This is a genomic window from Isoptericola sp. NPDC019482 (assembly GCF_040632295.1).
In the GTDB taxonomy this organism is placed as follows: Bacteria; Actinomycetota; Actinomycetes; order Actinomycetales; family Cellulomonadaceae; genus Isoptericola.
The window spans coordinates 75,757-102,015 of sequence record NZ_JBEYBQ010000011.1; the positions used below are offsets into that span (position 1 = coordinate 75,757).

At 73.9% G+C, this 26,259-nt stretch carries 18 protein-coding genes; 9 read left to right on the plus strand and 9 right to left on the minus strand.

Annotated features, from left to right (window positions below):
• Nucleotides 1-43 precede the first annotated feature (43 nt).
• Both ABZ493_RS10075 and ABZ493_RS10080 read left to right on the plus strand, forming a co-directional pair.
• The gene (locus ABZ493_RS10075; protein WP_430582029.1) at nt 44-2,809 is read left to right on the plus strand and encodes a hypothetical protein; all 2,766 of its coding nucleotides are present in this window, start codon (nt 44-46) and stop codon (nt 2,807-2,809) included.
• A gap of 259 nt (nt 2,810-3,068) precedes the next feature.
• Nucleotides 3,069-4,391, plus strand: coding sequence for an MFS transporter (locus tag ABZ493_RS10080; protein ID WP_430582030.1), 1,323 nt, complete (start codon nt 3,069-3,071; stop codon nt 4,389-4,391).
• A gap of 25 nt (nt 4,392-4,416) precedes the next feature.
• Here ABZ493_RS10080 and ABZ493_RS10085 read toward each other — a convergent pair whose 3' ends face one another.
• Nucleotides 4,417-5,718, minus strand: coding sequence for an MFS transporter (locus tag ABZ493_RS10085; RefSeq protein ID WP_430582031.1), 1,302 nt, complete (start codon nt 5,716-5,718; stop codon nt 4,417-4,419).
• A 59-nt stretch (nt 5,719-5,777) separates the two neighbouring features.
• Between ABZ493_RS10085 and ABZ493_RS10090 the strand changes: the two genes are divergently transcribed.
• From ABZ493_RS10090 to ABZ493_RS10100, 3 genes are all read left to right on the plus strand, one after another.
• A complete protein-coding gene (locus ABZ493_RS10090) occupies nt 5,778-6,098 on the plus strand; it encodes a GNAT family N-acetyltransferase (RefSeq protein WP_430582032.1) in 321 nt (106 codons plus the stop codon).
• Entirely contained in the window at nt 6,095-7,132 is a 1,038-nt protein-coding gene (locus ABZ493_RS10095) for a DUF1524 domain-containing protein (RefSeq protein WP_430582033.1), read from the plus strand. The genes ABZ493_RS10090 and ABZ493_RS10095 overlap by 4 nt, the downstream gene beginning before the upstream one ends.
• 101 nt (nt 7,133-7,233) lie before the next feature.
• Nucleotides 7,234-8,505: a nucleotide disphospho-sugar-binding domain-containing protein gene (locus ABZ493_RS10100; protein ID WP_430582034.1), complete on the plus strand. Its 1,272-nt coding sequence runs from the start codon at nt 7,234-7,236 to the stop codon at nt 8,503-8,505.
• Between the two features lie 22 nt (nt 8,506-8,527).
• Here ABZ493_RS10100 and ABZ493_RS10105 read toward each other — a convergent pair whose 3' ends face one another.
• The 5 genes from ABZ493_RS10105 to ABZ493_RS10125 form a co-directional block, all read right to left on the minus strand.
• Nucleotides 8,528-11,773, minus strand: a complete 3,246-nt coding sequence (locus tag ABZ493_RS10105) for a DHA2 family efflux MFS transporter permease subunit (RefSeq protein ID WP_430582035.1) — start codon at nt 11,771-11,773, stop codon at nt 8,528-8,530.
• Nucleotides 11,774-11,863: 90 nt separating this feature from the next.
• Nucleotides 11,864-12,328, minus strand: a complete 465-nt coding sequence (locus ABZ493_RS10110) for a MarR family transcriptional regulator (RefSeq protein WP_430582036.1) — start codon at nt 12,326-12,328, stop codon at nt 11,864-11,866.
• A 69-nt stretch (nt 12,329-12,397) separates the two neighbouring features.
• Nucleotides 12,398-13,249 (minus strand): SDR family oxidoreductase, encoded by an 852-nt coding sequence (locus tag ABZ493_RS10115; RefSeq protein WP_430582037.1) that lies wholly within the window; start codon nt 13,247-13,249, stop codon nt 12,398-12,400.
• A 9-nt stretch (nt 13,250-13,258) separates the two neighbouring features.
• A complete protein-coding gene (gene pgm, locus ABZ493_RS10120; protein WP_430582038.1) occupies nt 13,259-14,938 on the minus strand; it encodes a phosphoglucomutase (alpha-D-glucose-1,6-bisphosphate-dependent) in 1,680 nt (559 codons plus the stop codon).
• A gap of 46 nt (nt 14,939-14,984) precedes the next feature.
• Nucleotides 14,985-16,343 carry an acetamidase/formamidase family protein gene (locus ABZ493_RS10125; RefSeq protein ID WP_430582039.1) on the minus strand — a complete coding sequence of 453 codons (1,359 nt, stop codon included), beginning with the start codon at nt 16,341-16,343 and terminating at the stop codon, nt 14,985-14,987.
• Between the two features lie 270 nt (nt 16,344-16,613).
• Between ABZ493_RS10125 and ABZ493_RS10130 the strand changes: the two genes are divergently transcribed.
• On the plus strand, nt 16,614-18,488 hold the full coding sequence (locus ABZ493_RS10130; protein ID WP_430582040.1) for a calcineurin-like phosphoesterase family protein: 1,875 nt from the start codon (nt 16,614-16,616) through the stop codon (nt 18,486-18,488).
• Nucleotides 18,489-18,512: 24 nt separating this feature from the next.
• On the opposite strand, the gene ABZ493_RS10135 is transcribed toward ABZ493_RS10130, so the two are convergent.
• Nucleotides 18,513-19,913, minus strand: a complete 1,401-nt coding sequence (locus tag ABZ493_RS10135; protein ID WP_430582041.1) for a M20 family metallopeptidase — start codon at nt 19,911-19,913, stop codon at nt 18,513-18,515.
• A 153-nt stretch (nt 19,914-20,066) separates the two neighbouring features.
• Between ABZ493_RS10135 and ABZ493_RS10140 the strand changes: the two genes are divergently transcribed.
• Nucleotides 20,067-21,629: an AbgT family transporter gene (locus ABZ493_RS10140; RefSeq protein WP_430582042.1), complete on the plus strand. Its 1,563-nt coding sequence runs from the start codon at nt 20,067-20,069 to the stop codon at nt 21,627-21,629.
• 18 nt (nt 21,630-21,647) lie between these two features.
• Here ABZ493_RS10140 and ABZ493_RS10145 read toward each other — a convergent pair whose 3' ends face one another.
• A complete protein-coding gene (locus ABZ493_RS10145; protein WP_430582043.1) occupies nt 21,648-23,273 on the minus strand; it encodes a family 10 glycosylhydrolase in 1,626 nt (541 codons plus the stop codon).
• Between the two features lie 164 nt (nt 23,274-23,437).
• Between ABZ493_RS10145 and ABZ493_RS10150 the strand changes: the two genes are divergently transcribed.
• Entirely contained in the window at nt 23,438-24,409 is a 972-nt protein-coding gene (locus ABZ493_RS10150; protein WP_430582044.1) for an SH3 domain-containing protein, read from the plus strand.
• Between the two features lie 6 nt (nt 24,410-24,415).
• Here ABZ493_RS10150 and ABZ493_RS10155 read toward each other — a convergent pair whose 3' ends face one another.
• A complete protein-coding gene (locus tag ABZ493_RS10155; protein ID WP_430582045.1) occupies nt 24,416-25,219 on the minus strand; it encodes an SDR family NAD(P)-dependent oxidoreductase in 804 nt (267 codons plus the stop codon).
• A 113-nt stretch (nt 25,220-25,332) separates the two neighbouring features.
• Between ABZ493_RS10155 and ABZ493_RS10160 the strand changes: the two genes are divergently transcribed.
• Nucleotides 25,333-26,202, plus strand: coding sequence for a helix-turn-helix transcriptional regulator (locus ABZ493_RS10160; protein WP_430582046.1), 870 nt, complete (start codon nt 25,333-25,335; stop codon nt 26,200-26,202).
• Nucleotides 26,203-26,259 lie beyond the last annotated feature (57 nt).

The window sequence follows — 26,259 nt, forward strand, 5'->3', positions numbered from 1 at the left end:
GCGGCGTCCGCCACCCGCGCACCACATCAGTCAGGAGCGGATCATGCATACCCATGTCCGACGAGCGCTGAAAGTAGCCCTCGTCGCAGGCGGCCTCGTGGTCGCCGGGGCCGTGACGGCCCAAGCTGCGGACGATGACGTCGTCGACGCCACCGTCGGCGCGGACACCTCGGTCGACCTCCACCTGAGCGAGGTCTCCGAGGAGACGAACGACGCCGAGCTCGACACGCCCGTGGACCTCCCCGAGGTCGACACGGAGGGCGTCGAGGCGGTGGTCGACTCCGTCGTCGGCGACGACGGCGCGGTCGACGACGTCGCCGGTCCGGACGAGCAGTCCGACACGACGACCGACGACCTCGTGGACGCCGTCGCCGAGGACGTGCACCGGACGGCGGACGACGCCCAGTCGGGTGACGTCCAGGGCGTCGTCGAGGACGTCGCCGGGGACGACGGCGTCGTCGACGACGCGATCGAGGACCAGCCCGCCGAGCGCGCGTCCGACGACGGCGCGACCGACGACACCGGGTCGGACGACGGTGGCGACGTGCCGGAGCCTGCGGAGGGGGGCGCCGGGGCCGCGGTCGACGAGACCGTGGACCGTGCGTCCGACACCGTGTCGGACGTGGCCGGGGCGGTCGACGAGGCGCTCGGCACCGGTGCGGACGTCCGGGACACCGTCGACGGGGTCACCGGTGACGGGGGCGTCGTTGACGACGTCCTCGGTGCCGACGAGCCGGAGTCCGGAGTGACGGACCAGGTCACCGAGCACGCGGTCGACGACGTCGAGCAGGCGGTGGAGGACCTCGCCGCCGGCGACGTCGGGGGCGTCGTGGACGACGTCACCGCCGACGGCGGTGTCGTGGACGACGCGCTCGAGGACCAGGGCGTCGACGCGGCGCTCGAGCAGGTCGGCGAGACCGCCGACACCGCGACCGGCGCGGTGGACGACGTCCTCGGTACCGGCACGGCGGTGCAGGACACCGTGGGCGGGGTCGCCGACGGCGCCGTCGACGCGGTGATCGGTCAGCCGGGTGCCGGCCTGGGCGATCTGGGTGACCTGGGGTCGGCGGGCGACCTTGGTGCACCGGACCTGGACGCCACGGTCGAGGACGTGCTGGCAGGGGTCTCGGACGCGGCGGGTTCGCTGGACGCTGCGCTGGGCACCGAGCCGGTGGTGCGGGGCACCGTCGACGGGCTGATCGGTGAGGACGGCGTCGTGGACGACGTCCTGGGAGCTGACGAGTCCGAGGCCGGTGTGACGGACGAGGTCGTGGGCCACCTGCTCGACGACGTCGACTCGACGCTCGACTCGGTGACGGCCGGCGACCTGCCGGGTGTGGTGGACGACGTCGCTGCCGAGGACGGTGTGGTCGACGACGTGCTGGAGGACCAGGGTCTGGACCCGGTGCTCGGTGACGTCGTGGGCTCGACCGGTGCGGTGGACGACCTGCTGGGCACGGGCTCGGCGGCGCAGGACACGGTCGACGGGATCGCCGGTGAGGAGGGCGTGCTTGACGACGTCCTCGGCGCCGACGAGCCGTCCGGTGGCGTGACCGACGAGCTGGTCGAGCACGTGGTCGCGGACGTCGACGACACGGCGACGGATCTTGTCGCCGGTGACCTGGACGGTGTGCTGGACGGCGTGACCGCGCAGGACGGTCTGGTCGACGACGTGCTGGAGGACCAGGGTCTGGACCCGGTGCTCGGTGACGTCGTGGACTCGACCGGTGCGGTGGACGACCTGCTGGGTACGGGCTCGGCGGTGCAGGACACCGTCGACGGGCTGCTCGGCGAGGACGGCGTGGTCGACGACGTCGTGGGCGCCGACGAGCCGCAGGACGGCGTCACGGACGGTCTCGTGGAGGCCGTGGTGGACGACGTCGACGCGACGGTGGACTCGGTGACGGCCGGCGACCTGCCGGGCGTCGTGGACGACCTGACCGCGGAGGACGGCCTGGTCGACGACGTGCTGGAGGACCAGGGGCTCGACCCGGTGCTGAACGACGTCGTGGACTCCACCGGCACCGTGGACGACCTGCTCGGCACGGGCGACCTGGTCGAGGACACCGTCGACGGGGTCCTCGGCGAGGACGGCACCGTGGACGACATCATCGGCGCCGACGAGCCGCAGGAGGGCGTGACCGACGAGCTCGTCGAGCACGTCGTCGAGGACGTCAACGACACGGCGAACGACCTGCTCGAGGGTGACCTCGGGGCCGTGACCGACGATGTCCTCGCCGAGGACGGTCTGGTGGACGACGTCCTGGAGGACGGCGCCACCGCCACCGATCCCGGTGACGGCACGGACCCTGGTGACGGCACCGACCCTGGAGACGGGACCGACCCTGGAGACGGGACCGACCCTGGTGACGGGACCGACCCTGGTGACGGCACCGACCCTGGAGACGGGACCGACCCCGGCGACGGTGACAACGGTGGCGGTGACGGCACCGACAACCCCGGCGACGGCACCGACAACCCCGGTGACGGCGGGTCCGACGACGGCGGGTCCGACGACAGCGCCGGCACGGACGACGGCACGGGTTCCGGCGACGGCGGGACCGACCTCGTGGGTGGTCCGGTGGCCGGGGCTCCCGGCTCGGACGGTTCGGGTCAGCTGATCGGGACCGGCTCGGACGGCGCCACGGCGTCGGCGGCGGACGGGTCGGCGGACGGTTCGAGCGGGATGCAGACCTTGCCGACGACGGGCGGGGACCTGCGGCTGCTGGGGCTGTCCCTGCTGCTGATGCTGACGGGCGGCCTGCTGCTGCGTCGTCGGAGGGAGGCGCTCGCGGTCGCGACCCGCTGACCCCCACCGGAGCCGGTACCGGCTCCGGACGGGGCGGCGCTGTCACGGGGGATCACTGGGGAGTGTCCCGTGGCGGCTCCGCCCCGGCCGGGGTCGGCGTGGGCGCGGCACGGCGCAGGGGGCCGGGCCGCACCCACGACACCACCGGCACCGCGGGGTGCGCGCGGCGGCCCCGGGCGGACGATCACCGGACCCTCGACGGAGGTGCCCGGCAGACCCGCCCGGGGCTGCCCGCGGAACACGCCTACCCTGGGACACCGTGCCCCGACTGATCGCCGACCTCACGCCGTTGCGCGTCTCCCCGGCGTTCCGTCGCCTGTGGTGGGGCCTCGGCGTCTCCAACATCGGTACGCAGATCACCGTGGTCGCGGTGGGCCTGCAGGTGTACGCGCTGACGGGCTCCACGCTCGCGGTGGGCACGCTGGGCATCGCGGCGCTGGTGCCGCTGGTCGCGCTCGGCCTGTACGGCGGGGCGCTGGTGGACCACTACGACCGGCGCCGTGTCTCGCTGCTCGCCTCCTCGGTGCTGTGGCTGGTGACGGCGGCCATCGCGGTGCAGGCCTGGCTCGACGTCGGCTCGGTGAACCTGTTGTACGGGCTGGTGGCGCTGCAGTCGGCGGCGTTCGCGATCAACAACCCGGCGCGCACGTCGATCGTGCCGCGCCTGCTGGAGCCGCAGCTCATGCCGGCGGCCCTCGCGCTGCAGACGCTGGCGTTCAACGTGGCCCTCACGTGCGGCCCGCTCGTGGGCGCGCTCCTCGTGGCCCGGCTCGGGTACGGCTGGGCGTACACGCTCGACGCGCTGCTGTTCACGGCGGCGCTGTGGGCGGTGTGGCGGCTACCGGCGGTCCCGCCCGAGCAGGCCCTCGACGCCGACACGGCCGACGGCGCGACCGGCGCCGCGCCCGCCCGGCGGCGCGTCGTCGGGCTGAGCTCCGTGCTCGACGGGCTGCGCTACCTCGCGACGCGGCCGAACGTGCGCACGACGTTCGTCGTCGACCTGGCCGCGATGGTGCTGGCCTTCCCCCGCGTGCTGTGGCCCGCGGCGGGCGCGCTGTACCTGGGCGGCGGGGAGACGACGACGGGCGTGCTGGCGGCAGGGTTCGCCGTCGGCGGCATCCTCGCGAGCGTGTTCTCCGGCGCGCTCGTCCGCGTGCGGTGGCAGGGCCGGATCATCGTGTGGGCGATCACGGCGTGGGGGCTGAGCGTCACCGCCTTCGGCGCGGTGCTCGTCGCCGTCGGGCCGGGCGCGCCCGACGGCGTGCTGTGGGGCGCCGTCGTGCTCGCGGGCGTGGCGCTGCTGCTGGCGGGCGGTTCCGACGCGATCTCGTCGGTGTTCCGCCAGTCGATCCTGCAGACCGCGACGCCGGACCACATGCGCGGCCGCCTCCAGGGCGTGTTCATCGTGGTGGTCGCGGGCGGGCCCCGCCTCGGCGAGATGGTGCTCGGCTCGGAGGCCACCTGGTTCGGCGAGGGGTGGGCGGCCGTCGTCGGTGGGCTCGCGTGCGTCGCCGTGCTGTGGCTGGTCGTGCGCCTGCAGCCCCGGTTCTGGCGTTACGACGCGCACCACCCGGAGCCCTGACCGCCCGGACCCGTACACGCAGGGTTCACGCAGCGGCGGAGTACGGGCGACGTCGGCGCATCCCGGGCAGCGCGACCAGCGCGAGGACGGCGCACGCCCAGCCGCCCGACATCGTGACGAGGAACCCGGCGTGCGAGTCGACGGCGTCGACGGCCACGCCCGCCAGCCACGAGCCGAGCGAGACGCCCACGCCCAGCGACGTGCCCACCCACGTGAGGCCCTCGGTGAGCTGGTGGGGCGCGACGAGCGCCTGCACCAGGGCGTTGCCGTTGATGAGCGTCGGGGCGATGGCGAAGCCGGCGACGAACATCACCGCGCCGAGGACCACGAGGTTCTGGACGAAGAAGAACAGCGAGACGCCGACGGCGATCCCGCAGGCGGTGACGGTGAACCGGACCGAGAGCGGGGACACCCAGTGCCGTGCGCCGTAGGCCAGCCCCGAGACCATCGACCCCAGGGCGAAGCACGCGAGCACCAGGCCGGCGAGGCCCTTGACGCCCTGCTCCTCCGCGAACGCCACGGTGGCGACGTCGCTCGACCCGAACATGACGCCCATGCCGACGAAGACGACGGCCAGCACCGGCATCCCCGGCATGCGGATGGCCGAGCGGCGCTCGAGCCGGACGGCGTCGGGGTGCGTCACCGTCCCGACGCGCTCGCCGTCCGGGGGCACGGCCGCGCCGCGGGCGGGCGGCTCCGTGCGGCGCTGCGTGAGGAACCAGGCGGCGCCCGCGCCGCCCACGACGGCCGCCACCAGCAGGCCGCCCGACGCGATCACGGTCGTCGCGAGCGTGGTGGCGAGCACCGGCCCCACGATGAAGACCAGCTCGTCGAGGGCCGACTCCAGCGAGTAGGCGGTGTGCACGCGCCGCGCCTCGGGCAGCACGTGGGACCAGCGGGCCCGGGCGAGGGAGCCGTACGAGCCCTGGCTCGCCCCGCCCACCGCGGCGCACACCCACAGCACCCACTCGGGTGCGCCCAGGCTCGCGGCCACCACCAGCCCCAGGAGCCCCACGGTCGTCGCGACCAGCATCGGGGTCATCACGCGGGCCTGGCCCGACCGGTCCACGAGGCGGGCGATCTGCGGCGCCACCAGCGCCTGCGCCACCACCAGCACCGCCGACACCCGGCCCGCCATCGCGTACGAGCCGTACAGGGCCTGCACCATGAGCACCGTGCCGATGCCGACCATCGACATCGGCAGCCGGGCGATCACGCCGGCGGCGGAGAACGGCAGGGCTCCCGGCACGCGCAGGACGTCGAGGTACGGGTTCTGCTTCCGGGCCCCCGACACCTCGCCGGGGGGATCGGGGGTGCGGGCTGTCACCCGCGGATTCTCCCACCGGGAGGCGACAGATGTCGGCGTCAGCGGCCAGGATGGGGGCCATGAACGCCACCCCTACCCCCGTGACGGTCGTCGACGACCGCGAGAACCAGGTCTTCCTCGCCCGGCTCGACGACGGACGCCGCGCCGGCGGCGCCTACTACGAGCGGAGGGGGGACGCAGGCTCGGGCGTCGTCGTCTTCACGCACACCGAGGTGGACCCGGCGTTCGAGGGGCAGGGGATCGGCTCGCAGCTCGCCGCCGGCGCGCTCGACCAGGTGCGCGCCGCGGGGGAGAAGATCGTGCCCCTGTGCCCGTTCATCAAGGCCTACGTGCAGCGGCACCCCGAGTACGCCGACCTGCTCGCCCACCCCGCCCGGTGAGGGCGGCGACCACCACCCGGCGCGGCGGCATCGCGGCGCTGGGTGTCTCCGTCGCGCTGCTCCTCGGCGCGTGCGCGGGCGCCGTCGAGCCCGCTTCCCCCGGTGGCGGCGTCGCGGAGGCGGAACCTCCAGCCGCCACGGCGACCTCCCAGCCTGAGACCTCCCAACCCGGGACCTCCCAGCCTGAGAATCCCCAGCCTGAGACCGCCGACCCCGCGGAGCCCGAGCCGCCTGCGTCGGGCACCGCGCTGGCCGCGCTCGAGGGGCTGCAGGTCAAGGGTCGCGCGCCCAAGACGGGGTACTCCCGCGACCAGTTCGGCCCGGCGTGGGCGGACGTCGACCACAACGGCTGCGACACGCGCAACGACGTCCTCGCGCGCGACCTGACGCGCACCGTCACGGACCCGGGCACGCACGACTGCATCGTGCTGAGCGGCGTGCTCGCCGACCCGTACACGGGCACGCGGATCGACTTCCTGCGCGGGCAGGCGACGTCCACCGCGGTGCAGATCGACCACGTCGTCGCGCTGTCCGACGCATGGCAGAAGGGCGCCCAGCAGCTCGACGGCCAGGCGCGCCGGCAGCTCGCCAACGACCCGCTGAACCTGCTCGCCGTCGACGGCCCGACCAACTCGGGCAAGGGCGACGGCGATGCCGCGACCTGGCTGCCGCCGTCCAAGGCGTTCCGCTGCCAGTACGTGGCGCGGCAGGTGGCGGTGAAGCAGGCGTACGCGCTGTGGGTCACGCAGGCCGAGCACGACGCGATCGCGGGCATCCTGATCCGGTGCCCCGACGAGCCCCTGCCCGCCGGCGGTCCGGCGCCACGGGTCGACGCCGCTCCGGAGGACCCCGCCGCGGAGGACCCCGCCGCGGAGGACCCCGCCGTGGAGGACCCCGCCGCGGAGGAGACCACGAGCGGGCCGTTCGAGAACTGCGACGCGGCACGGGCGGCCGGGGCGGCGCCGGTGCGGCGCGGCGACCCGGGCTACTCGTCGCGGCTCGACCGTGACGGGGACGGGGTCGCCTGCGAGTGAGCGACGGCAGTGTGGGAGGTGGCAGTGTGGGCGCCGGCCGGCGGTCCTACGGTGGAGCCTGAGCACGTCGCCCACCCTCCGACCGACCCCGGGGGCCCCGGATGCCGCACACCTACCTCTTCGCGCTGACCGACGGCGGCGGGACGGTGCCGCCGGAGCTCGGCGCCGCGCGACGGCTCGTCGAGCGCGGCCACCGCGTGACGGTCCTGGTGGAGGACTCGATGCTCCCGGAGGCGCGGGCCACGGGAGCGAGGGTCGCGCGCTGGGAGCACGGGCCGAACCGCCCGGACCGCGACCCGGCGCACGACCCGCTCCGGGACTGGGAGCGGAGCAGCCTGTTCGCGCAGGCGCGGCTCATGGGCGACCGAGCGATCGCCGGCCCGGCGGCCGGGCACGCGCGCGACGTCGCCGCGGCGATCGACGCCGACCGGCCGGACCTCATCGTCGCGTCGATCTTCGCGTTCGGCGCCATGATGGCGGCCGAGTCGCGCGGCGTCCCGTTCGACGTCCTCATGCCCAACATCTACGCGGCACCCACCCCGGGGACGACCCCGATGGGGATGGGTCTCTCGCCCGCGCGCGGCCCCCTCGGCAGGGCCCGGGACGCGGCCGTGCGCCGCTTGAGCGTCGCAGGCCTCGACCGCTACACGCTGGAGCGGCTCAACGCCCTGCGCGCCGAGCTCGGCGTCGACCCGATCGCGCACTCGTGGGAGCTGGTGCACCGCGCGCGGCGCCAGCTGGTCATGACGAGCCCGGCGTTCGACCTCCCCGCCCGGCTGCCTCCGAACGCGCGGTACGTCGGCCCTGTCCTCGACGACCCGTCCTGGGCCGACGACGGCGGCTGGTCGCCGCCGCCCGGCGACGCGCCGCTGGTCCTCGTCGCGATGTCGTCGACGTTCCAGGACCACGTGGGCGTGCTGCAGCGGGTCGTCGACGGGCTCGCGACCCTTCCCGTGCGCGGCCTGGTGACGACAGGCCCGGCCGTGCCGCCGTCGTCGCTCCGCGCTGCGCCGGCCGTCATGGTCGTCGCGGCGGCCCCGCACGGGAGGGCGATGCGGGCGGCCACGGCCGTCGTGACCCACGGCGGGCACGGGACGCTGCTCAAGGCGCTCGCGGCCGACCTCCCCGTCGTCGTCGTCCCGCACGGTCGTGACCAGGCGGACAACGCCGTCCGCGTCACGCTGCGCGGTGCCGGGATCCGGCTGCCGCGCACGGCGTCGTCGGCGCGGTGCGCGGACGCGGTCCGGCGGGTGCTCGACGACGCGTCGTACGCCCGCTCGGCACGCGCCCTCGGCGCAGCGGTCCGGCGGGACGCCGAGCACAGCACCCTCGTCGCCGAGCTGGAGGACCTGGACGGGGCCGACCGCGCGTAGCGCGCGGAGGCTCCTCCCGAGGTCAGGCGGGCAGCGCGTCGCCCTGCGCGGCCTGGATCTCCAGCTCGACCTTGAGGGTGGTGCCGACGATGGCGACGCCGGCCGCGGCGACCTCGTTGTACCGGATGGCGAAGGCGTCGCGGCGCAGTTCGGTGGTCGCGCGGACCACCCCCTGCGCGTCGGCGCCGGTGCCCAGGTAGGTCAGGTCGAGGTCGACCGGGTGCGCCAGCCCGTGCAGGGTGAGGTCGCCGTGCACGGTCCAGCGGCCGTCGGCGACCGGCGTCATCCCCGTGGAGCGGTACGTGATGTGCTCGAACCGCTCCACGTCGAGGAAGTCCGGGGACCGCAGGTGCCGGTCGCGGTAGGCGTTGCCGGTGTCGATGGACGACGCGACGATGATCGCCGCGACGCCGGAGCGGGAGACGTCGCCGGGCGCGACGACGATCCGGCCGGCGAGCTCCGTGAACCGGCCCCGCACGCTGGAGATGCCCAGGTGCTGGGCCACCGCCGTCACCGACGAGTGCGCCGGGTCGATCGTCCACGGCCCCGGCGGCGGCAGCTCCGCGCCACCCTGCCGGGCCAGCGTCACCGTGCCGAGGGCGGCGCGGCCGGTCGCGGTGACGATCGCCGACGTCGCGGCGGGCGCGTAGCCCACCGCGGTGACGATGGCGACGTACCCGCCCGGGGCGAGCGCGGCCTCGCCGCGCACCGCGCCGTCGTGGTCCGCGGCCACCCGCAGCACCTGCGCGCCCGCGGCGTCCGTGAGGGTGACGACGGCGTGCGGCACGGCCCACCCGTCGCGCGTGTGGATCGTTGCGGTCAGCACGCCGCTCACTCCGCGGGGTGGGCGAGGGCGATGTCGTGGCCGTCGACGCCCGCGCCGGCGAGGCTCAGCGCCGTCGCCGCCGGCGGGTAGCCCGTCGCGATCACGGTGTACTCGCCGCCGTCCAGGTCGGCCGGTCACCCGGGCCCCTGCCGCGAGCTCGACCTCGACGCGCGTGACGCCGGCGCCGCCCACGTCGACCGGCAGCGCCCGCGGCCGGAACCCGGCGGCGTTGACCGCCACCGTGACCGGCCCCGGCACGAGCTCCTCGAGGGCGAACGTGCCGTCCTCCGCCGTGCCGGTGCTCGCCTGCAGGTCGCCACGCACGTCCGTGACCAGCACCATCGCGCCCGCGACGGGCTGCTGGTCCGGGCCGCGCACCACGCCGCGCAGGCCGCTGGTGCCGCTGAGCAGCACGTCGTGGGCGAGCGGCGTCGCACCGACGACGATCGTCGACGCCTGCGGCTGGAACCCGTCGGCCGAGGCGATGAGCACGTACGTGCCGGCGCCCGGCGCGTCGACCGCGTAGGCGCCGTCGGACCGCGCGATCGCGAGGCCGAGCTGGCGCCCGCCCAGCGAGATGAGCGTGATCGCCGCCTGCGGCAGCGGCGCGCCCTCGGCGCCGCGGACCAGGCCGTGCACGGTGACACCGCCCGGGACGGCGCCCGTGACACCGCCCGGGACGGCGCCCGTGCCGCCGTCCGTGCCAACATCGCCGGGCAGGCCGCCCGCGGCCGGGACGGCGCGCCGGGCCGTCGGCTCGGCGCCGACCGCGACGAGCTCCGGGGTGTAGGCCTCTGTGTCCTCGACGGTCTCCGTGTCCTCGACGGTCTCCGTGTCCTCGGCGGCGGACTGGTCCATCGCGCCCTTGGTCTGGAGCGGGACCTCCTTGATGAAGACCACGAGCAGGAAGGCGACGAGCGCGGCGCACGCGCCGATGAGGAAGACGTCGGCGATGCCGTGCCCGTACGCGCTCTCGAGGACGCCGCGCAGGGGCTCGGGCACCTGGTCCATGTCGGGGATCTCGCCCGAGCCGCCCGTCGCGCCCTGCGCGAGCTCGGCGCCCTTCGGGCCCAGGTTCCGCAGGCCGTCCGCGACGTAGTCGGGGATCCGGTGGGCCAGGACGGCGCCGAGCGCGGAGACGCCGATCGCGCCGCCGAGCGAGCGGAAGAACGTCACCAGGGAGCTGGCGGAGCCCAGGTCGGCCGGGGCCACCTGGTTCTGCGTGCAGAGCACCAGGTTCTGCATCATCATGCCGACGCCGACGCCCATCACGGCCATGAAGACGGCGACGTGCCAGTACTCGGTGTCGTAGCGGATGGTGCCCAGCAGCCCCAGCCCGGCGGTCAGCAGCAGCGCGCCCGAGACGAGCCAGCCCTTCCAGCGGCCCGTCCTGGTGATGATGAGGCCGGAGAGGGTCGACGAGACGAACAGGCCGCCGATCATCGGGATCGTCATGACGCCGGCCATCGTCGGCGACTGGTCGCGCGCCAGCTGGAAGTACTGGCTGAAGAAGATGGTGCCGGCGAACATCGCCACGCCCACGAAGAGCGACGCCACCGAGGACAGGGCCACGGTGCGGTTGCGGAACAGCCGCATGGGGATGATCGGCTGGGACACCTTCGACTCGACCAGCACGAACAGCAGCACGAGGACGAGCGCGCCGCCCGTCATCGCGTACGTCTGCCACGAGTTCCAGTCGTACTTGTCGCCCGCGAACGTGACCCACAGGAGCAGCAGGCAGACGGCGGCGGTGGAGAGGAAGGCGCCGCCCCAGTCGATCTTGACGTTGTCGCGCTTCACGACCGGCAGGTGGAGCGTCTTCTGCAGCACGATCAGGGCGATGAGCGCGAACGGCACGCCCACGTAGAAGCACCAGCGCCAGCCGAGCCAGTCGGTGTCGGTGATGACGCCGCCCAGCAGCGGGCCGCCGACGGTGGCGACGGCGAACGTGGCGCCGAGGTAGCCGGAGTACCGGCCGCGCTCGCGCGGAGCGATCATCGTGGCCATGACGATCTGCGCCAGGGCCGACAGGCCGCCGGTGCCGATGCCCTGGAACACGCGGCAGACGATCAGCCACTCCGCGGACTGGGCGAGCCCCGCCGCCGCCGAGGCGAGCACGAAGATCACCAGCGCGACCTGCACCAGCACCTTCTTGCTGAACAGGTCGGCGAGCTTGCCCCACAGCGGGGTGGTGGCGGTCATCGACAGCAGCGAGGCCGTGACGACCCAGGTGTAGGCCGACTGGCCGCCGCCGAGCTCGGCGATGACCTCCGGCAGGGCGTTCGAGACGATCGTGGAGGACAGGATCGCGACGAACATGCCCAGCATGAGGCCCGACAGGGCCTCCAGGATCTGGCGGTGGGTCATCGAGACCCCCGCCTGGTGGTCGGTGCGCCCGCCGCGCTTGGCGTGCGCGGGCGCCGCCGCTGTGGTCGATGCCATGAAGGTCCTTCCGAGGTGCTGCTGGTCGAGGTGCAGCGTGTCGAGGTGCTGAGTGTCGAGGTGCTGCGTGTCGAGGTGGGGCCCGGGGCGTCAGGCCCGGGCGGGGACGGCGGCACGGGCCGGCGTCGGGCACTCGGCGAAGCTGCCGTGCAGCCGCGCCATGAGCTCGGTGAGGCGGTCGATCTCGGCGTCGTCCCAGTCGCCCATCCGTTCGGCGAACAGGCCGGCGGTGCGCTCGGAGATCTCCTCGAGCTTGCGCCGTCCTGTCGAGGTGAGGCTGAGGATCCACGACCTCCGGTCGTCCGGGTCGGGCGTGCGCTCGACCCACCCCTGCTCGACGGCGTGGGACGCGTGCCGGCTGGTGACGGACGGGTCCAGCCACAGCAGGTCGGCCAGGCGGCTCAGCCGCATCGGCCCCTGTCGCCGCAGGGTCGACATGACGGCGGTCGGCCCGACGGCGCAGTCGTGCGGCAGGTTGCGCACGATGGCGCGCTTGATGACGCCGACGGCGCGCAGCTGGCGCTGGAGCTCCTCGTACCGCGCGTGCTCAGGCATGTTCGCCCACCCCCATGTTGGTTGCGGGGAGCAAACATAAAAAGGTTGCCTGCTGAAATCAAATGGATGTCAGGGAGTGGTCGTGCGGCGCCGCGCCTCGCGCGCCATCGTCGCCATCTCGCGGACGCCGTACCGCAGGTGCACCCGCTGGGGGCGGCCGCCGCGCGTCAGGGCGTCCGTGCCGCCGTCGCAGTAGACGACCTGGCCGGTCGTGAAGCGGTTCTCCCGCGAGACCAGGAACGCGAGCAGCTCGGCGACCGGCGCGACCGGCCCGGGCGCGCCGAGGGGCTGGGGGAGCGCCGTCTCCAGCAGCACCCGGTCGCGCTCCCAGGTGCGGGTCACGACGTCCGTGGCGACGATCCCCGGGGCCACGGCGTTGAGCACGATGCCGTCGCGGGTCCACGCCGGCGACACGGCCGTCGACCGGGTCCACAGGTTGAGGGCCGCCTTGCTCGACCGGTAGAGCTGGCTCCCGCGCCCGGTGCGGACCAGCCGGCGTGCGACGGCGAGCGCGCGCCGCTCGTCGCCGCTGCGGCAGGCGCGGACCAGGGCGCCGCTGCCGCGGTTCAGCGTGGACGACGACGAGACGACGGCGGCGGCCGGGGCGTCCGAGGCCGCCAGGCAGTCGCGCAGGCCCTCCAGCACGGCGGTGGCGCCGAAGTAGTTCAGCGCCACCGTCTCGGGCTGGGGCGCGCCGGCACCCGCCGCCGCGACGATCCCGTCGACCCGTCCGTCGCTGAGCGCCCGCACCTGGTCGACCAGACCGGCGCGCCCGGCGGGCGTCGCGAGGTCGGCGCGCACGTCCACGCCGTCGCCCAGCCCGCACGTGATCACCCGCCCGCGCGCGGCGAGCAGGTCGGCGACCGCCCGGCCGAGGCCGGAGTCGGCGCCGGTGACGACGGTCGTGCGCGGGCCCGGCACGGCGGTCGGTCAGGCGTCGCCGAGCGCGCCGTCGACCAGCTCCTTGGCGGCGGCCTGGACCTCGGCGAGGTGGTCGGCCGACACGAACGACTCGGCGTAGATCTTGTACACGTCCTCCGTGCCCGACGGGCGCGCGGCGAACCATGCGTCCTTCGTGGTCACCTTGAGGCCGCCGATCTTCGCGCCGTTCCCCGGCGCCTCGGTGAGCGTCGCGGTGATGTCCTGCCCGGCGAGCGTCGTGGAGGCGACCTCGTCGGGGGACAGGGCGGACAGCCGCGACTTCTGCGCGCGCGTGGCCGGCGCGTCCACGCGGGCGTACCAGGACTCGCCGTAGCGGCCCACGAGGTCCGCGTGGTGCTCGGACGGCGTGCGACCCGTCGTCGCGATGATCTCGGAGGCGAGCAGCGCCAGCAGCAGGCCGTCCTTGTCGGAGGACCAGACGCGGCCGTCGCGGCGCAGGAACGACGCCCCCGCCGACTCCTCGCCCCCGAACCCGACCTCGCCGTCCAGCAGGCCCGGCACGAACCACTTGAAGCCCACCGGCACCTCGACCAGCTGCCGGCCCAGGCCCGCCACGACGCGGTCGATGAGCGCCGACGACACGAGCGTCTTGCCGACCGCCGTGCCCTCCGGCCAGCCGGGACGCGCGCCGCCGTACAGGTAATCGATCGCGACGGCCAGGTAGTGGTTCGGGTTCATCAGCCCCGCGTCGGGGGTGACGATGCCGTGCCGGTCGGAGTCGGCGTCGTTTCCGGTCGCGACGTCGTACGGCGCGTCCCCCGCCATCTTCTCCACGAGCGACGCCATCGCGTACGGGGAGCTGCAGTCCATGCGGATCTTGCCGTCCCAGTCAAGCGTCATGAACGACCAGCGCGGGTCCACCTGCGGGTTCACGACGGTGAGGTCGAGGTCGTACCGCTCGCCGATGGCGCCCCAGTACTCCACCGACGCGCCGCCCAGCGGGTCCGCGCCGATGCGCACGCCGGCCGTCCGGATCGCCTCGAGGTCGACGACGTTCGGCAGGTCGTCGACGTACGTGGTGAGGAAGTCGTGCTTGTGGGTGGTCTCGGCCCCGAGCGCGTCCTCGAGCGAGATCCTCCGCACCGACGCCAGGCCGCCGGTGCGGAGGATCTCGTTGGCGCGGTCGGCGATCCAGCCCGTCGCCTCCGACCCGGCGGGGCCGCCGTGCGGCGGGTTGTACTTGAAGCCGCCGTCGCGCGGCGGGTTGTGCGACGGCGTGACGACGATGCCGTCCGCGAGCCCCGGCCCCTGCGTCCGCACGCCGTCGCCCGTCGTCGCGCCGTTGTGGATGAGGATCGACTGCGACACGGCGGGCGTCGGGGTGAACGAGTCGCGCGCGTCGACCATCACCGTGACGCCCGCCGCGGCCAGCACCTCCAGCGCCGTCTGCCACGCCGGCAGGGACAGGGCGTGCGTGTCCCGGCCGATGAACAGCGGGCCGTCCGTGCCCTGCGACGCGCGGTACTCGACGATCGCCTGCGTGATCGCCGCGATGTGCGCCTCGTTGAACGCCGTGTCCAGGCTGGAGCCGCGGTGCCCGGACGTGCCGAACACCACCTGCTGCGCCGGGTCCGCGACGTCCGGCACGAGGTCGTAGTACGCCCCCACCACCTGGTCGACGTCGATGAGGTCGATGTCCTGGGCCGGCTTCCCCGCGCGCTCGTGCATGGGTCGATCTTGCCAGGCCTCGTGGCCGGGTGTCAGGGCGGTCCCGTCAGCCCCGGAAGTCCGCCTTGCGCACCAGCCCGTGGACGCCCACCGTGCGGTCGACGACCTGCGAGACGGCGAAGTCGGCCGCCGCGGACAGGTAGGCGTACGCGATCGCGCGGTCCAGGCCCTGGTCGTGCTCGAGGAAGTCGAGGGCGTTGACGACGGCGCGGCGCATCGCGACGTCGAGGTCGCTGCCGTTGCCGCCCACCGCGCCGTCCGGGTCGGACAGGCCGATGGGGATCCAGGCGTCGGCGGTCTCGGCGAAGGGGTAGGAGTACGCGACGGACGGCGCGTCGCCGGAGCCCGGCTTGCACACGGTGAGGCGGAACGTGCCGCGCAGCGAGCCCTCCATCGCGGTGAGCGCCACCTCGCCGTCGCCCATCGCCATGTGCGGGTCGCCCACGTAGAACAGCGCGCCCGGCGCGCGCACGGGCAGGTAGAAGGTGGAGCCGGCACCCAGGCGGCTGATGTCGATGTTGCCGCCACCCAGCGTGGGCGGGATCGAGTTGGCCTCGGGGGCGGTGAGCCCGGTGTTCTCCGAGAACGCCACGCCCATCGTGCCGAAGAAGTACCGCAGGGGGAACGACACGCGCGAGCCGCCCTCGCCGATGGTCGCCCGGCCGCCCCGGATCTGCGCGAGCACCGACACGTTGCCGTACTCGGTGGGGACGCCGGTGCCACGCCCGTCCGTCGCGACGGGCGGCATGACCTCGTCGAGCGTGATGCCGGCGGGCGCGCCCGTGGCGGTGAGCGCCAGCGCGCCCTTGCCGTGCCGGGAGGAGATGACGCCGTACGGCACGCGCGGGACGACGTCGAGCGTCTCGATCTTCAGCACGTCGCCGGGCTCGGCGCCCTCCACGTGCACGGGGCCGGTGATGACGTGCGGCCCGTCGGTGTCGAAGTCGCGCGGGGTGCGGTCGTAGCCGCCGGCGATCGCGACGGCGTCGTCGAGCACCTCGCGGCGTCGGATGCCGCGCTCGCCGAACCACGCGACGGGGTCGCGCCCCTGGTCCTCGAGGATGCCCTCGTGCGACACCGAGTCGATGGTGATCGTGCGGCCGGACCGGACGCGGGTCACGGCGGTCGCGTGCACGGAGGGCACGTAGCCCCACAGCACGTCGTCGACGTCCGAGCGCAGGTAGTGGTCCCCGCGGATGCGGCCCTTGCCCGGCTGCAGGATGCCGCCGAAGCCCGCCTCCCCGCCCCGCCCCGCGGCGGTGGTGCCGCCGGACGTGGCCGCGGCGGGGACCGCCGCACCGACCGTCAGCGCCGCGCCCGCCCCGACGCCGGCCGCGGCCTGCAGGAAGCGGCGACGGCCGAGGCCGGCGGTGAGGGTCTCGGCAGCGTCTCGTCCGTCGTGCATGTGCTCCTCCTGGGGTCGGCCGGAATCGTCGGCTGCGCCCGACCGTAGGGAGCGCGCATGACGGGCGTGTTCGCCGCCGGTGTCCTCCGGGTAACGGGCGGGGTGCGTTCGCTGGGAGTTCGCCGTGCCCCGTCTGACGTTCCGCTCCCCGGCGTCTCGGTGTCACCGGACGGTTGCCTCGGCTGCCTACCGTCGTCGTCATCGGCATGCCGGAGCGCCCTGACGAGGGCGTGTACTCGATCCGCTCTCTGACGACCCCGGAGGAAGTACATGAACCCCCGCAGCATCCGCCAGGCCTGTGCCGTCGCCGGCACCGCCTCGCTCGTCGGGCTGGTCCTCGTGGCGCCGGGCGCCGCGGCGGCGCCGTCGCCCGACCCGGCAGGCCTGTACGCCGGTCACGTCGAGGTCGTGCGCGGCGAGGCCGCCGACCCCGAGGTGCTCACCGGCACCGTCTTCCACGACAAGGACGAGGACTCCACGCAGGACCGGCGGGAGAAGGGCGTCGCCGGCGTCCAGGTGTCCAACGGCCGCGACGTCGTCACCACCGACGGCAAGGGCCGCTACAGCCTGCCCGTGCTCGACGACATGACCGTCTTCGTCACCCAGCCTGCGGGCTACCAGGTGCCGGTGGACGAGAACGCCATCGCCCAGTTCAGCTACAACCACTCGCCCGAGGGCTCGCCCGACCTGAAGTACGGCGGCCTGGAGCCCACCGGCCCGCTGCCGCAGGCGGTGAACTTCCCGCTCGGGAAGTCGAAGGCGACCGGCAAGGCGCAGCAGAGCTGCCCGATCGCCTCCGACACGCAGGCGTACAACATGACCGAGATGGGCTACGCCCGTGACGGCGCCGTGGCGGACCTCATGGACCGCGACGACTACGCCAGCTGCGGCATCCTCATGCTCGGCGACAACGTGGGTGACGACCTGAGCCTCAACCCGGCGCTCAAGGACATCTACCGCGACGCCAACGGGCCCGTCCGCCTGGCGCCCGGCAACCACGACATGGACTACGACGCGGCGGACGACTCGCACGCCCTCGACACGTTCCGCCAGCAGTTCGGGCCGGGCTACTTCTCCTACGACGTCGGGCAGGCGCACGTCGTCGTGCTCGACAGCATCGTCTACAAGGGCGCCAAGCCGGACGGCAAGAACGGCGGCTACTGGGAGAAGATCGACGACCAGCAGCTCGCCTGGCTCGAGGCGGACCTCGCCGAGGTGCCGCGGAACAAGCTCGTCGTCGTCGCGACGCACGCGCCGATCCTCGACCACGCGTCGGTGATCGTCGACAACGCCCCGGCGCTGTACGACGTGCTCCGCGGCCGCAACGCCCTCACGATCGGCGGTCACACGCACCGCCTGGAGAACCTGCTCCCCGGCGACACCCGGGCGGAGTGGGCGAACGCCGGTGTCCCGGAGCTCGAGCACACGCAGCTCGTGGCCGGCGCCGTGTCGGGCAACTGGTACTCCGGCGGCCTGGACGAGCACGGCCTGCCGTACGCGTTCATGACCGACGGTGCGCGCCCCGGCGTGCTCACGCTCGAGCTGGACGGCAACGAGTTCTCCGAGCGGTACACGATCCGCGGGGAGTCCGACGACCTGCAGCTTGCGCTCGGCGTGAACACGCCCCACTGGCGTGACTGGGCGGCCAAGCAGCTCGAGTGGCGCGACGGCGGCAAGCTCGGTGCGGCGCCGGCGCTCGGCGACGAGCGCGCGGTCTCGGTCGAGGACCTGGCCGGCGACAGCTGGCTGACCGCCAACTTCTACGCCGGCTCCTCGGACGCCGACGTCGAGGTGTCGATCGACGGCGGCGCCGCGGTCGAGGCGGAGCACACGCAGCCCATGCGGGGCGAGGCGCTCGCGAAGGGGTGGGAGTACTCCGACACGTTCGCGGCCACGCGCAACCTGCTCACCAGCGGCGGGGTCACGCAGTCGAACGCCCACCTGTGGCGGCTGCCGCTGCCGGCGGACCTCGACGCGGGCACCCACTCCGCCGAGGTCACCGCGACCGACCACCGCGGCCGTGAGTTCACCGAGACCCTGCGGTTCACGGTGACGGACGAGCGGGCCGCCGCGACGGCGACCGTGCTGCGCGAGGAGGTGCCGGGCAAGGTGCCCGCGGGCATCGGGGTGACGGCGAACGGCTGACGCCGCCTCGCCCGACGTGCAGCCTCACTCGAAGTAGCGGGGCACGTCCAGCGGGCCGCCGTGCGCGACGAACTCGTCGTGCACGGCGGTCCGCAGCGCGTCGTCGGTGAGGTACTCCAGGGCGGTGAGGGCCAGCCCGACGGCGCCGTCGACGGCGGCCGGCACCGCGGCGGGCCCGCCGGCGGCGTCCGCGAACTCGGCGGTGTGCAGCGCCACGTCGGGCGCGGAGACCTGGATCAGCGGGTGCATCCCCGGCACGCGGAAGGACACGTTGCCGAAGTCGGTGGACGCCGCGAGCGTCTCGGACACGACGCCGGGCGGCAGCGGGTCGCGCCCGCGTCGCCGCTGGGCCGCCACCCAGCGCTCGGTGAGCGCCGCGTTGGTCCGCACCGGCAGGCTCGGCAGGGCGCCGTCGTCCCACACGATCTCGACCTCGGTGCCGGTCATGAGCGCCGCGCCGCGGGCGACGTCGTCGAGCCGCGCGGACAGGTCCCGCAGCGTGTCGGGGTACTTCGACCGGGCGTAGAGCCGCATGACGGCGCGCTCGGTGATGATGCTGGGCCGGGTGCCGCCCTCGACGACCGTCGCGTGCACGCGGTCCACCGGCGGCAGCTGCTGCCGCAGCAGGCCGATGCCCTGGTAGGCGAGGTTCGCGGCGTCGAGCGCGTTGCGCCCCATGAACGGCTGGGCGGACGCGTGCGCCGGGCGCCCGGTGAACGTCCAGGTGAGCAGGCGCCGACCCAGCCACACCTGCTCGGCGACGTCCTGCCCGTACGGGTGCACCATGATCGCCGCGTCGACGTCGTCGAACGCGCCGGCACGGGCCAGCACCTCCTTGCCCGAGTGCCCCTCCTCGGCGGGCGTGCCGAGCAGGACGACGCGGCCGGCGGGGGCGTCCTCCGAGGCGAGGACACCGCGCAGCGCGAGGAACGCGCCCACCCCGGCGGCGGCGATGACGTTGTGCCCGCAGGCGTGCCCGATGACGGGCAGCGCGTCGTACTCCGCGCAGATCGCGATCGCCGGGCCCTTGCCGTCGGGGTCGCCGGCACCCCGGAGCTCCGCGCGGAACGCCGTCGGGACGCCGTGCGCGCCGAGCTCGGCCTCGACGCCGTGCCGGGCGAGGACCTCGACCAGCAGGGCGGCGCTGCGGTGCTCCTCGAACGCCGGCTCCGGGTCGGCGTGCAGCCGCTCGACGACCTCGCGCAGGTCGGGCTCCAGCGCCTCGGCCGCGCGCTCGACGGCGTCCGCGACAGCGTCGGGCAGGAGGGAGGGGGCGACGTCGGCCGGCGGGGCCGCCTGCCGGCGTTCCTCGCTCTCGTGGAACAGGTGGTCGAGGTAGGCGGTGCTCGGGCGGGCGGGCTGCGTGGCGTTCGCGTCGGGCACATCGTCGGGCACATCGTCGGGCACATCGTCGGGCACGGTCATGTCAGGCATCGTAGGGAAGCCGCCCCGGCACGGGGGAGGAATCGCGCGAATCTCATGATGCGGACGAATGCGTGGATCTCTCGCCATGGGTGCCCAGGGCCACTACGTTCGGGCGGACACGCCCGCGGCGGCGGGCCGACCCGGGGAGACCGCGTGACCAGCACCCTCGACACCCGATCCCGCACCGACCGGTTCCTGGCCGTGGTGGAACGGATCGGCAACAAGCTGCCCGAGCCGTTCACGCTGTTCCTCATCCTGTTCGGCGTCATCGCGCTGGCGTCCACGGGCATGGCGCTCGCGGGCGTCACCGTGCAGATGCCCGGCAGCGACGAGGTGGTCGAGGTCAAGGGCCTGTTCACGGCCGAGGGGATGACCTGGCTCACCGAGAACCTCGGGGAGAACTTCCTCGGCTTCCCGCCGCTGGTCACCGTGCTGCCGATCCTCATGGCGGTCGGCGTGGCGGAGAAGTCGGGCCTGCTCGGCGCGGCCGTGCGGTACGCGTTCGGCTCCGCCCCGCGGTGGGCGCTCGCGTACGCCGTCGGGTTCGTCGGCGTGATGGGCAGCATCATGTCGGACACCGCGTTCATCATCATCCCGCCGCTGGCGGCCATGGTGTTCCGCGCCGCCGGGCGGCACCCGGTCGCGGGCCTGCTCGGCGGGTTCGCCGCGGCCGGCGCGGGGTACTCCACGAACATCCTCGTCACCAGCCTCGACGCGCTCTTCGCGGGCATCACCAGCTCGGTCGCGCAGATCCTGCCCGACCCGGGCTCGCCCGTGAACCCGCTGTCGAACTGGTTCTTCAACGCCGTCTCGTCGATCGCGCTCGCCCTGCTCGCGGGCTTCCTCATCGATCGCGTGCTGGAGCCGCGGGTCCGCCGGCAGGGCGTGCCGACGGAACAGGTCGCCGACGACGGCGAGGACCCGCTCGCCGACGCCTCCGCGGCCACGACCGCGGACGAGCGGCGCGGGCTGCGGAACGCCCTCCTCGTCGCGCTGGGCGTCGCTGCCGTCATGGCGGCCGCCGTGCTGGTGCCCGCCTCGCCGTGGCGCAACGAGGACGGCGCGTTCCTGCCCGAGTCGCCGCTGCTCAGCTCGATCGTGTTCATCGTCTTCACGATGTTCCTGGTGCCGGCGATCGTCTACGGGCGCGCGGTCGGGACGGTGCGGCGCATCGAGGACGTGCCGATCATGTTCGGCCAGGCGCTCAAGGACATGATCGGGTTCGTCGTGCTGGCGTTCGTGCTCGGCCAGTTCATCGCGCTGTTCAACTGGTCCGGCGTCGGGCAGTGGATCGCGGTGTCCGGGGCGTCGGCGCTCGAGTCGATCGGGCTCACCGGCTACGGCGCGATCCTCGGCTTCCTCGTCGTCGCGTCGCTGCTCAACCTGTTCATCATCTCGGGCTCGGCGCTGTGGACGCTCATGGCCGCCGTCTTCGTGCCGATGTTCGCCCTCATCGGGTACGAGCCCGCGTTCGTGCAGGCCGCGTTCCGCGTGGGCGACTCCGCGACGCAGATCATCACCCCGCTCAACCCGTACATGATCGTGCTGCTCGCCTACCTGCGGCGGTGGGAGCCGAGCGCCGGCCTGGGCACCGTGATGGCGCGGCTGCTGCCGTTCACCGTCTGCTTCTGGCTGGTGTGGGCCGCCATCCTCACCGTGTTCTTCTTCCTCGACCTGCCCGTGGGCCCCGGCAACGGGATCTTCCTGGACGCTTGATCCCGTCGCCGGGACGGCTCACGCGCGCCGGGTGCGGCTCGGCGCGGACTCGTTCCAGAGCCGGTCGAGGGCGGTGACCGCGTAGGCGTAGCGCTCGCCGGCCACCGCCGTCGTGTCGGCGAACTCGTGCAGCACGCCCCCGTCGGAGCGGACGGTGCCGAGCAGCTGCGTGGCGTCGTCGACGTCGACCCGACCGCCGGAGGCCCGGTAGACCGCGAACGACGTCGCCCGACGCCGGTGCGGCGCCGCGTCCACCCAGCGCAGCTCGACGCCGTCGTCGCCGGGGCGGGCGTGCGTGAGCACGGGCGCCTGCACGGGCGTGCCGGGCAGGTGCGGCATCGTCGGGACCAGCGCGGGGTGGCTGTAGTGGTCCGCGTAGACCCGCGACATGGAGCCCTGCGGGTCCTGCGGCACGTGCTTGGCGGAGAAGTACACGTTGCCGTGCACGGGGGTGCCCTGCTCGCTCACCTCCGCGCAGAAGGTGAGGTGGTTGCTCAGCTCGGCCGGGTCCGTGAACACTCCGGACGTCACCTTGTACAGCGCCTCCCCGATGTACAGGTGCGTGCCCGACCGCGCGGCCACGTCGGCCCACCACGGCACGAGCTTCGCGTAGTCGGCGACGGCGAGGCCGAACTGCCAGTAGATCTGCGGGTTGATGTAGTCGAGCCAGCCCTCGAGCACCCACTTCCGGGTGTCGGCGAACTGCAGGTCGTAGCTCTGCGACCCACCGGTCTCCGAGCCGCGCGGGTCGGTCGAGGCGTTGCGCCAGATGCCGAACGGGCTGATCCCGAACTTGACCCACGGCTTGAGCGCCTTGATGCGCTCCGAGATCGTGCGGACGAACTCGTCCACGTTGTGCCGCCGCCAGTCCTCGACCGTCGCGAAGCCGCCGCCGTGCTCGGCGTACGTGGCGGCGTCGGGCAGCGTCTGGCCGGCCACGGGGTACGGGTAGAAGTAGTCGTCGAAGTGCACGCCGTCGATGTCGTAGTGCTCCACGCTGTGCAGGATCGCGGTGTAGATGTGCTCGCGCGCCTCCGGCAGGCCCGGGTCGAAGTAGAGCTTGCCGCCGTACGGCCACACCCATTCGGGGTGCTGCCGGGCGGGGTGGGTGGGCAGGAGCGCGGCGGGGTCCGCCTGCATGGACACACGGTACGGGTTGTACCAGGTGTGCAGCTCGAGGTTGCGGGCATGGGTCTCGGCGACGACGAAGGCGAGCGGGTCGAACCCCGGGTCGCCGCCCTGCGTGCCGGTGAGGTACTGCGACCAGGGCTCGTAGGGGCTGGGCCAGAAGGCGTCCGCCGTCGGCCTCACCTGCACGAAGACGGCGTTGAGGTGCATGCTCGCGGCCACGTCGAGCCAGTGCAGGTACTCGGCCTTCAGCTCGTCCGCGCTGAGCCCCGTGCGCGAGGGCCAGTCGATGTTGACGACGGACGAGATCCACATCGCGCGCAGCTCGCGCTTGCGGGCGGTGGTGCCGGCGGCCGGCTCCGCCGTCGTCGTGGTCGCCGCCGCCGTGGCGGGCGTCATGGAGCCGACGGCCACGGACAGCGCCGAGCCGGCGACCCCCGCGGTCGCGAGGGAGAGGAAGCCGCGGCGTCCGAGGGACCGGTCGGCGGCTCGTGCTGTCGGGACGGGGTGCGTCATTGCAGACCTCCGGTGATCAGGCGTGGGTAAGGGAGTTTCATGCTCACTGCTACCTGTGAAGACGAGTGTCCTCGATGTCACCCGGCGCGCGCCACCCCGTGCCCTGTGCTTACCGTGCCGCTGGGCAACGACGCCCCGGACCCTGACACGGAGAGGGCACCACCATGCGCACCCTGCGTCGCATCATCACGACCGGAGTCACGATGGGGATCGCCACCGCCGTGGCGCTCACGACAGGAGTCGCGGGGGCGGGGGCCGCGACGGCCGCCGTCCGACCGCTCCCCGACAACAGCTACGGGCTCTCCTCCTACTACGGGCCAAGGTGCATGCCCATCAAGGGGGCATCCACCTACCACCTCGGCCAGGACATGAGCGCCAAGAAGGGCACCAAGATCAAGTCGGTCGCGCCGGGCACCGTGATCAAGGCGGGCTCCGCACCCGGCTTCGGCCAGGTCGTCGTGGTGCGGTCCAACGCGAACGGCGGCAAGGTCTTCGCCGTCTACGGCCACGTCATCGACGGCGACAAGTACGTGAAGACGGGCAAGTACGTGAAGCGCGGCCAGCACATCGCCGACGTCGGGAGCTCGGGGACGTCCACCGCGCCCCACCTCCACCTGGAGATCTGGAAGCGCGCGTACAAGGGGTCCGGCAGCACCACCGACCCGCTGCCCTGGATGAAGAACCACGGGGCGTCGCTCACCGCGGGCGCCGCGTGGGCGTACAAGCGGGTCGTGCCGACGTCGTGCACGTACTACACGACCACGCGCGTCAACCTGCGCTCCGGCCCGGGCACCGGCTACCGCGTGCTCAAGACCGTCAACGTCAACCGCAAGCTCACCGCCAAGCCCGGCGCGGGCTCCGGGGTGTGGCGCAAGGTGACCTACAGCGGCACCACCGGCTGGATGCACTCCTCCTACGTCTCGCCCGGGCTGACCTCGCTCGGCACGCGGTACGTCACCGTCAACGGGCTGCGCCTGCGGTCCACGCCGAGCACCAGCGGCAAGGTCCTCGACTCGCTGAACCGGGGCAAGGCCGTGAAGAAGATCTGGGACTCCTCGAACGGCTGGGTCAAGGTCTACGTCAACGGCAAGCAGGGGTTCGTCGCGACCAAGTACCTCAGCTCGAAGAAGCCCTGACGCGGATCACCCGGCGTGCGGGTGGGTGGCGTTCGGGTGGGTGGCGTGCCGGTCCGTGGCGTTGAGCCGCGCGACCGTCGCGTCGTAGGCCCCCGACGTCTCGGCGAAGCGGAGGAGCTTCACGCCCTCGACGAGGATCTCGTGGGCGTCGGGACGCGTCGCGAGGAGGTCGACCACCTCGTCCCCGAACGCGTCCAGCGGCATGGCGATCGGGTTGTCCTCCTGCCCCGGCATGAGGGCCGTGCGGACCGCGGGCGGCACGATCTCGATCACCTGCACGCCCGCGGGCTCGAGCTGAAGCCGGATGCCCTCGCTGAGCCGGTGGATCGCGGCCTTGGTCGCGTTGTACGTGGGCGTCACGGCGAGCGGCACGTGCGCCAGCCCCGAGGAGACGGTGACGAACGCGGCGCCCGTGCCCGACGCTGCGCGGGCGCGCAGGTGCGGCAGGAACGCGGCGGCCAGGCGGATCGGGCCGAGCAGGTTGGTCGTGACGGTGCGCTCGGCGGTGGCGAGGAAGTCGGACGACGTCCAGTCCTCGGCCTGCATGATGCCCGCCATCGCGACGACCACGTCCAGGTCGGGGTGGCGGTCGAGCACCTCTCGGCGCGCGGCCTCGATGCTCTCCGGGTCGGCGGTGTCGATGCGGACGGCATCGATCCCGGGGTGGGCGGCGACGATCTCGTCGAGCAGGGCGGTGCGGCGGCCGCCCACGATCACGGTGCTCCCGCGCGCCTGCAGACGGAGGGCGAGCGCGAGGCCGATGCCGCTGGTCGCGCCGGGGACGAAGACGGTGCTGCGGGTGAGGTCCATGCCCCTCACCCTGCGATGCCCGGCGCCCGGGCGGGAGAGGAGCGGTCATCGGGGGACCGGCGGTCCCTGGCTGGGGCCTGGCCCGACCGGCGTCGTCGGCGGACGATGGGCGCATGGCTCATGAAGGACGCATGGAGCGTGCCGCCGACCGTCGAGAGCTGGCCGAGTTCCTGCGCCGTCGTCGGGAGGCGGTGCAGCCGGCCGACGTCGGCCTGCCCGCGGGGGCCCGACGCCGCACCGCGGGGCTGCGGCGGGAGGAGGTCGCGGCGCTCGCGGCCATGTCGGCCGACTACTACACGCGCCTGGAGCAGCAGCGCGGCCCGCAGCCGAGCGAGCAGATGCTCGCGTCCTTGGCGCGGGCGCTCCGGCTCACGGACGACGAGCGCGACTACCTGTTCCGCGTCGCCGGCCGGGGGACGCCGGACCGGGTGACGATGTCGTCCCACGTGTCGCCCGCGCTGCTGCGCGTGCTCGACCGGCTCTCCGACACCCCCGCCCTCGTGCTCTCCGCGCTCGGCGAGACGCTCGTGGCCAACGACCTCGCCGTCGCGCTGCTGGGCGACCGGTCCGCCCTGACCGGGTGGGCGCGCAGCGACGTCTACCGCTGGTTCACCGACCCCGCGGAGCGGCTGCTGTACCCCGAGGACGACCGCGACCGGCAGGGCCGCTCGCTCGTGTCCACGCTGCGCGTGGCCCACGGGATGCTCGGCCCGCGCTCGCGCGCAGGCGAGCTGGTGCGCGAGCTGCGGGCGCGCAGCCCCGAGTTCGCCGAGCTGTGGGACCGGCACGAGGTGCACCAGCGGTTCGCCGACCACAAGACGCTCGTGCACCCGCAGGTCGGGCCGATCGAGCTGGACTGCCAGGTGCTGTTCACCGAGGACCAGACCCAGGCGCTGCTGGTGCTCACCGCGCCGCCGCGCTCCGAGGCGGAGGAGAAGCTCGCGCTGCTCGCCGTCGTCGGGCAGCAAGCCCTGGCGCACTGACCCCGGCGCGATGCCGAACAGGCGGTTGGTTCCGGAATGGGCGTCGTCGGAGGCCCA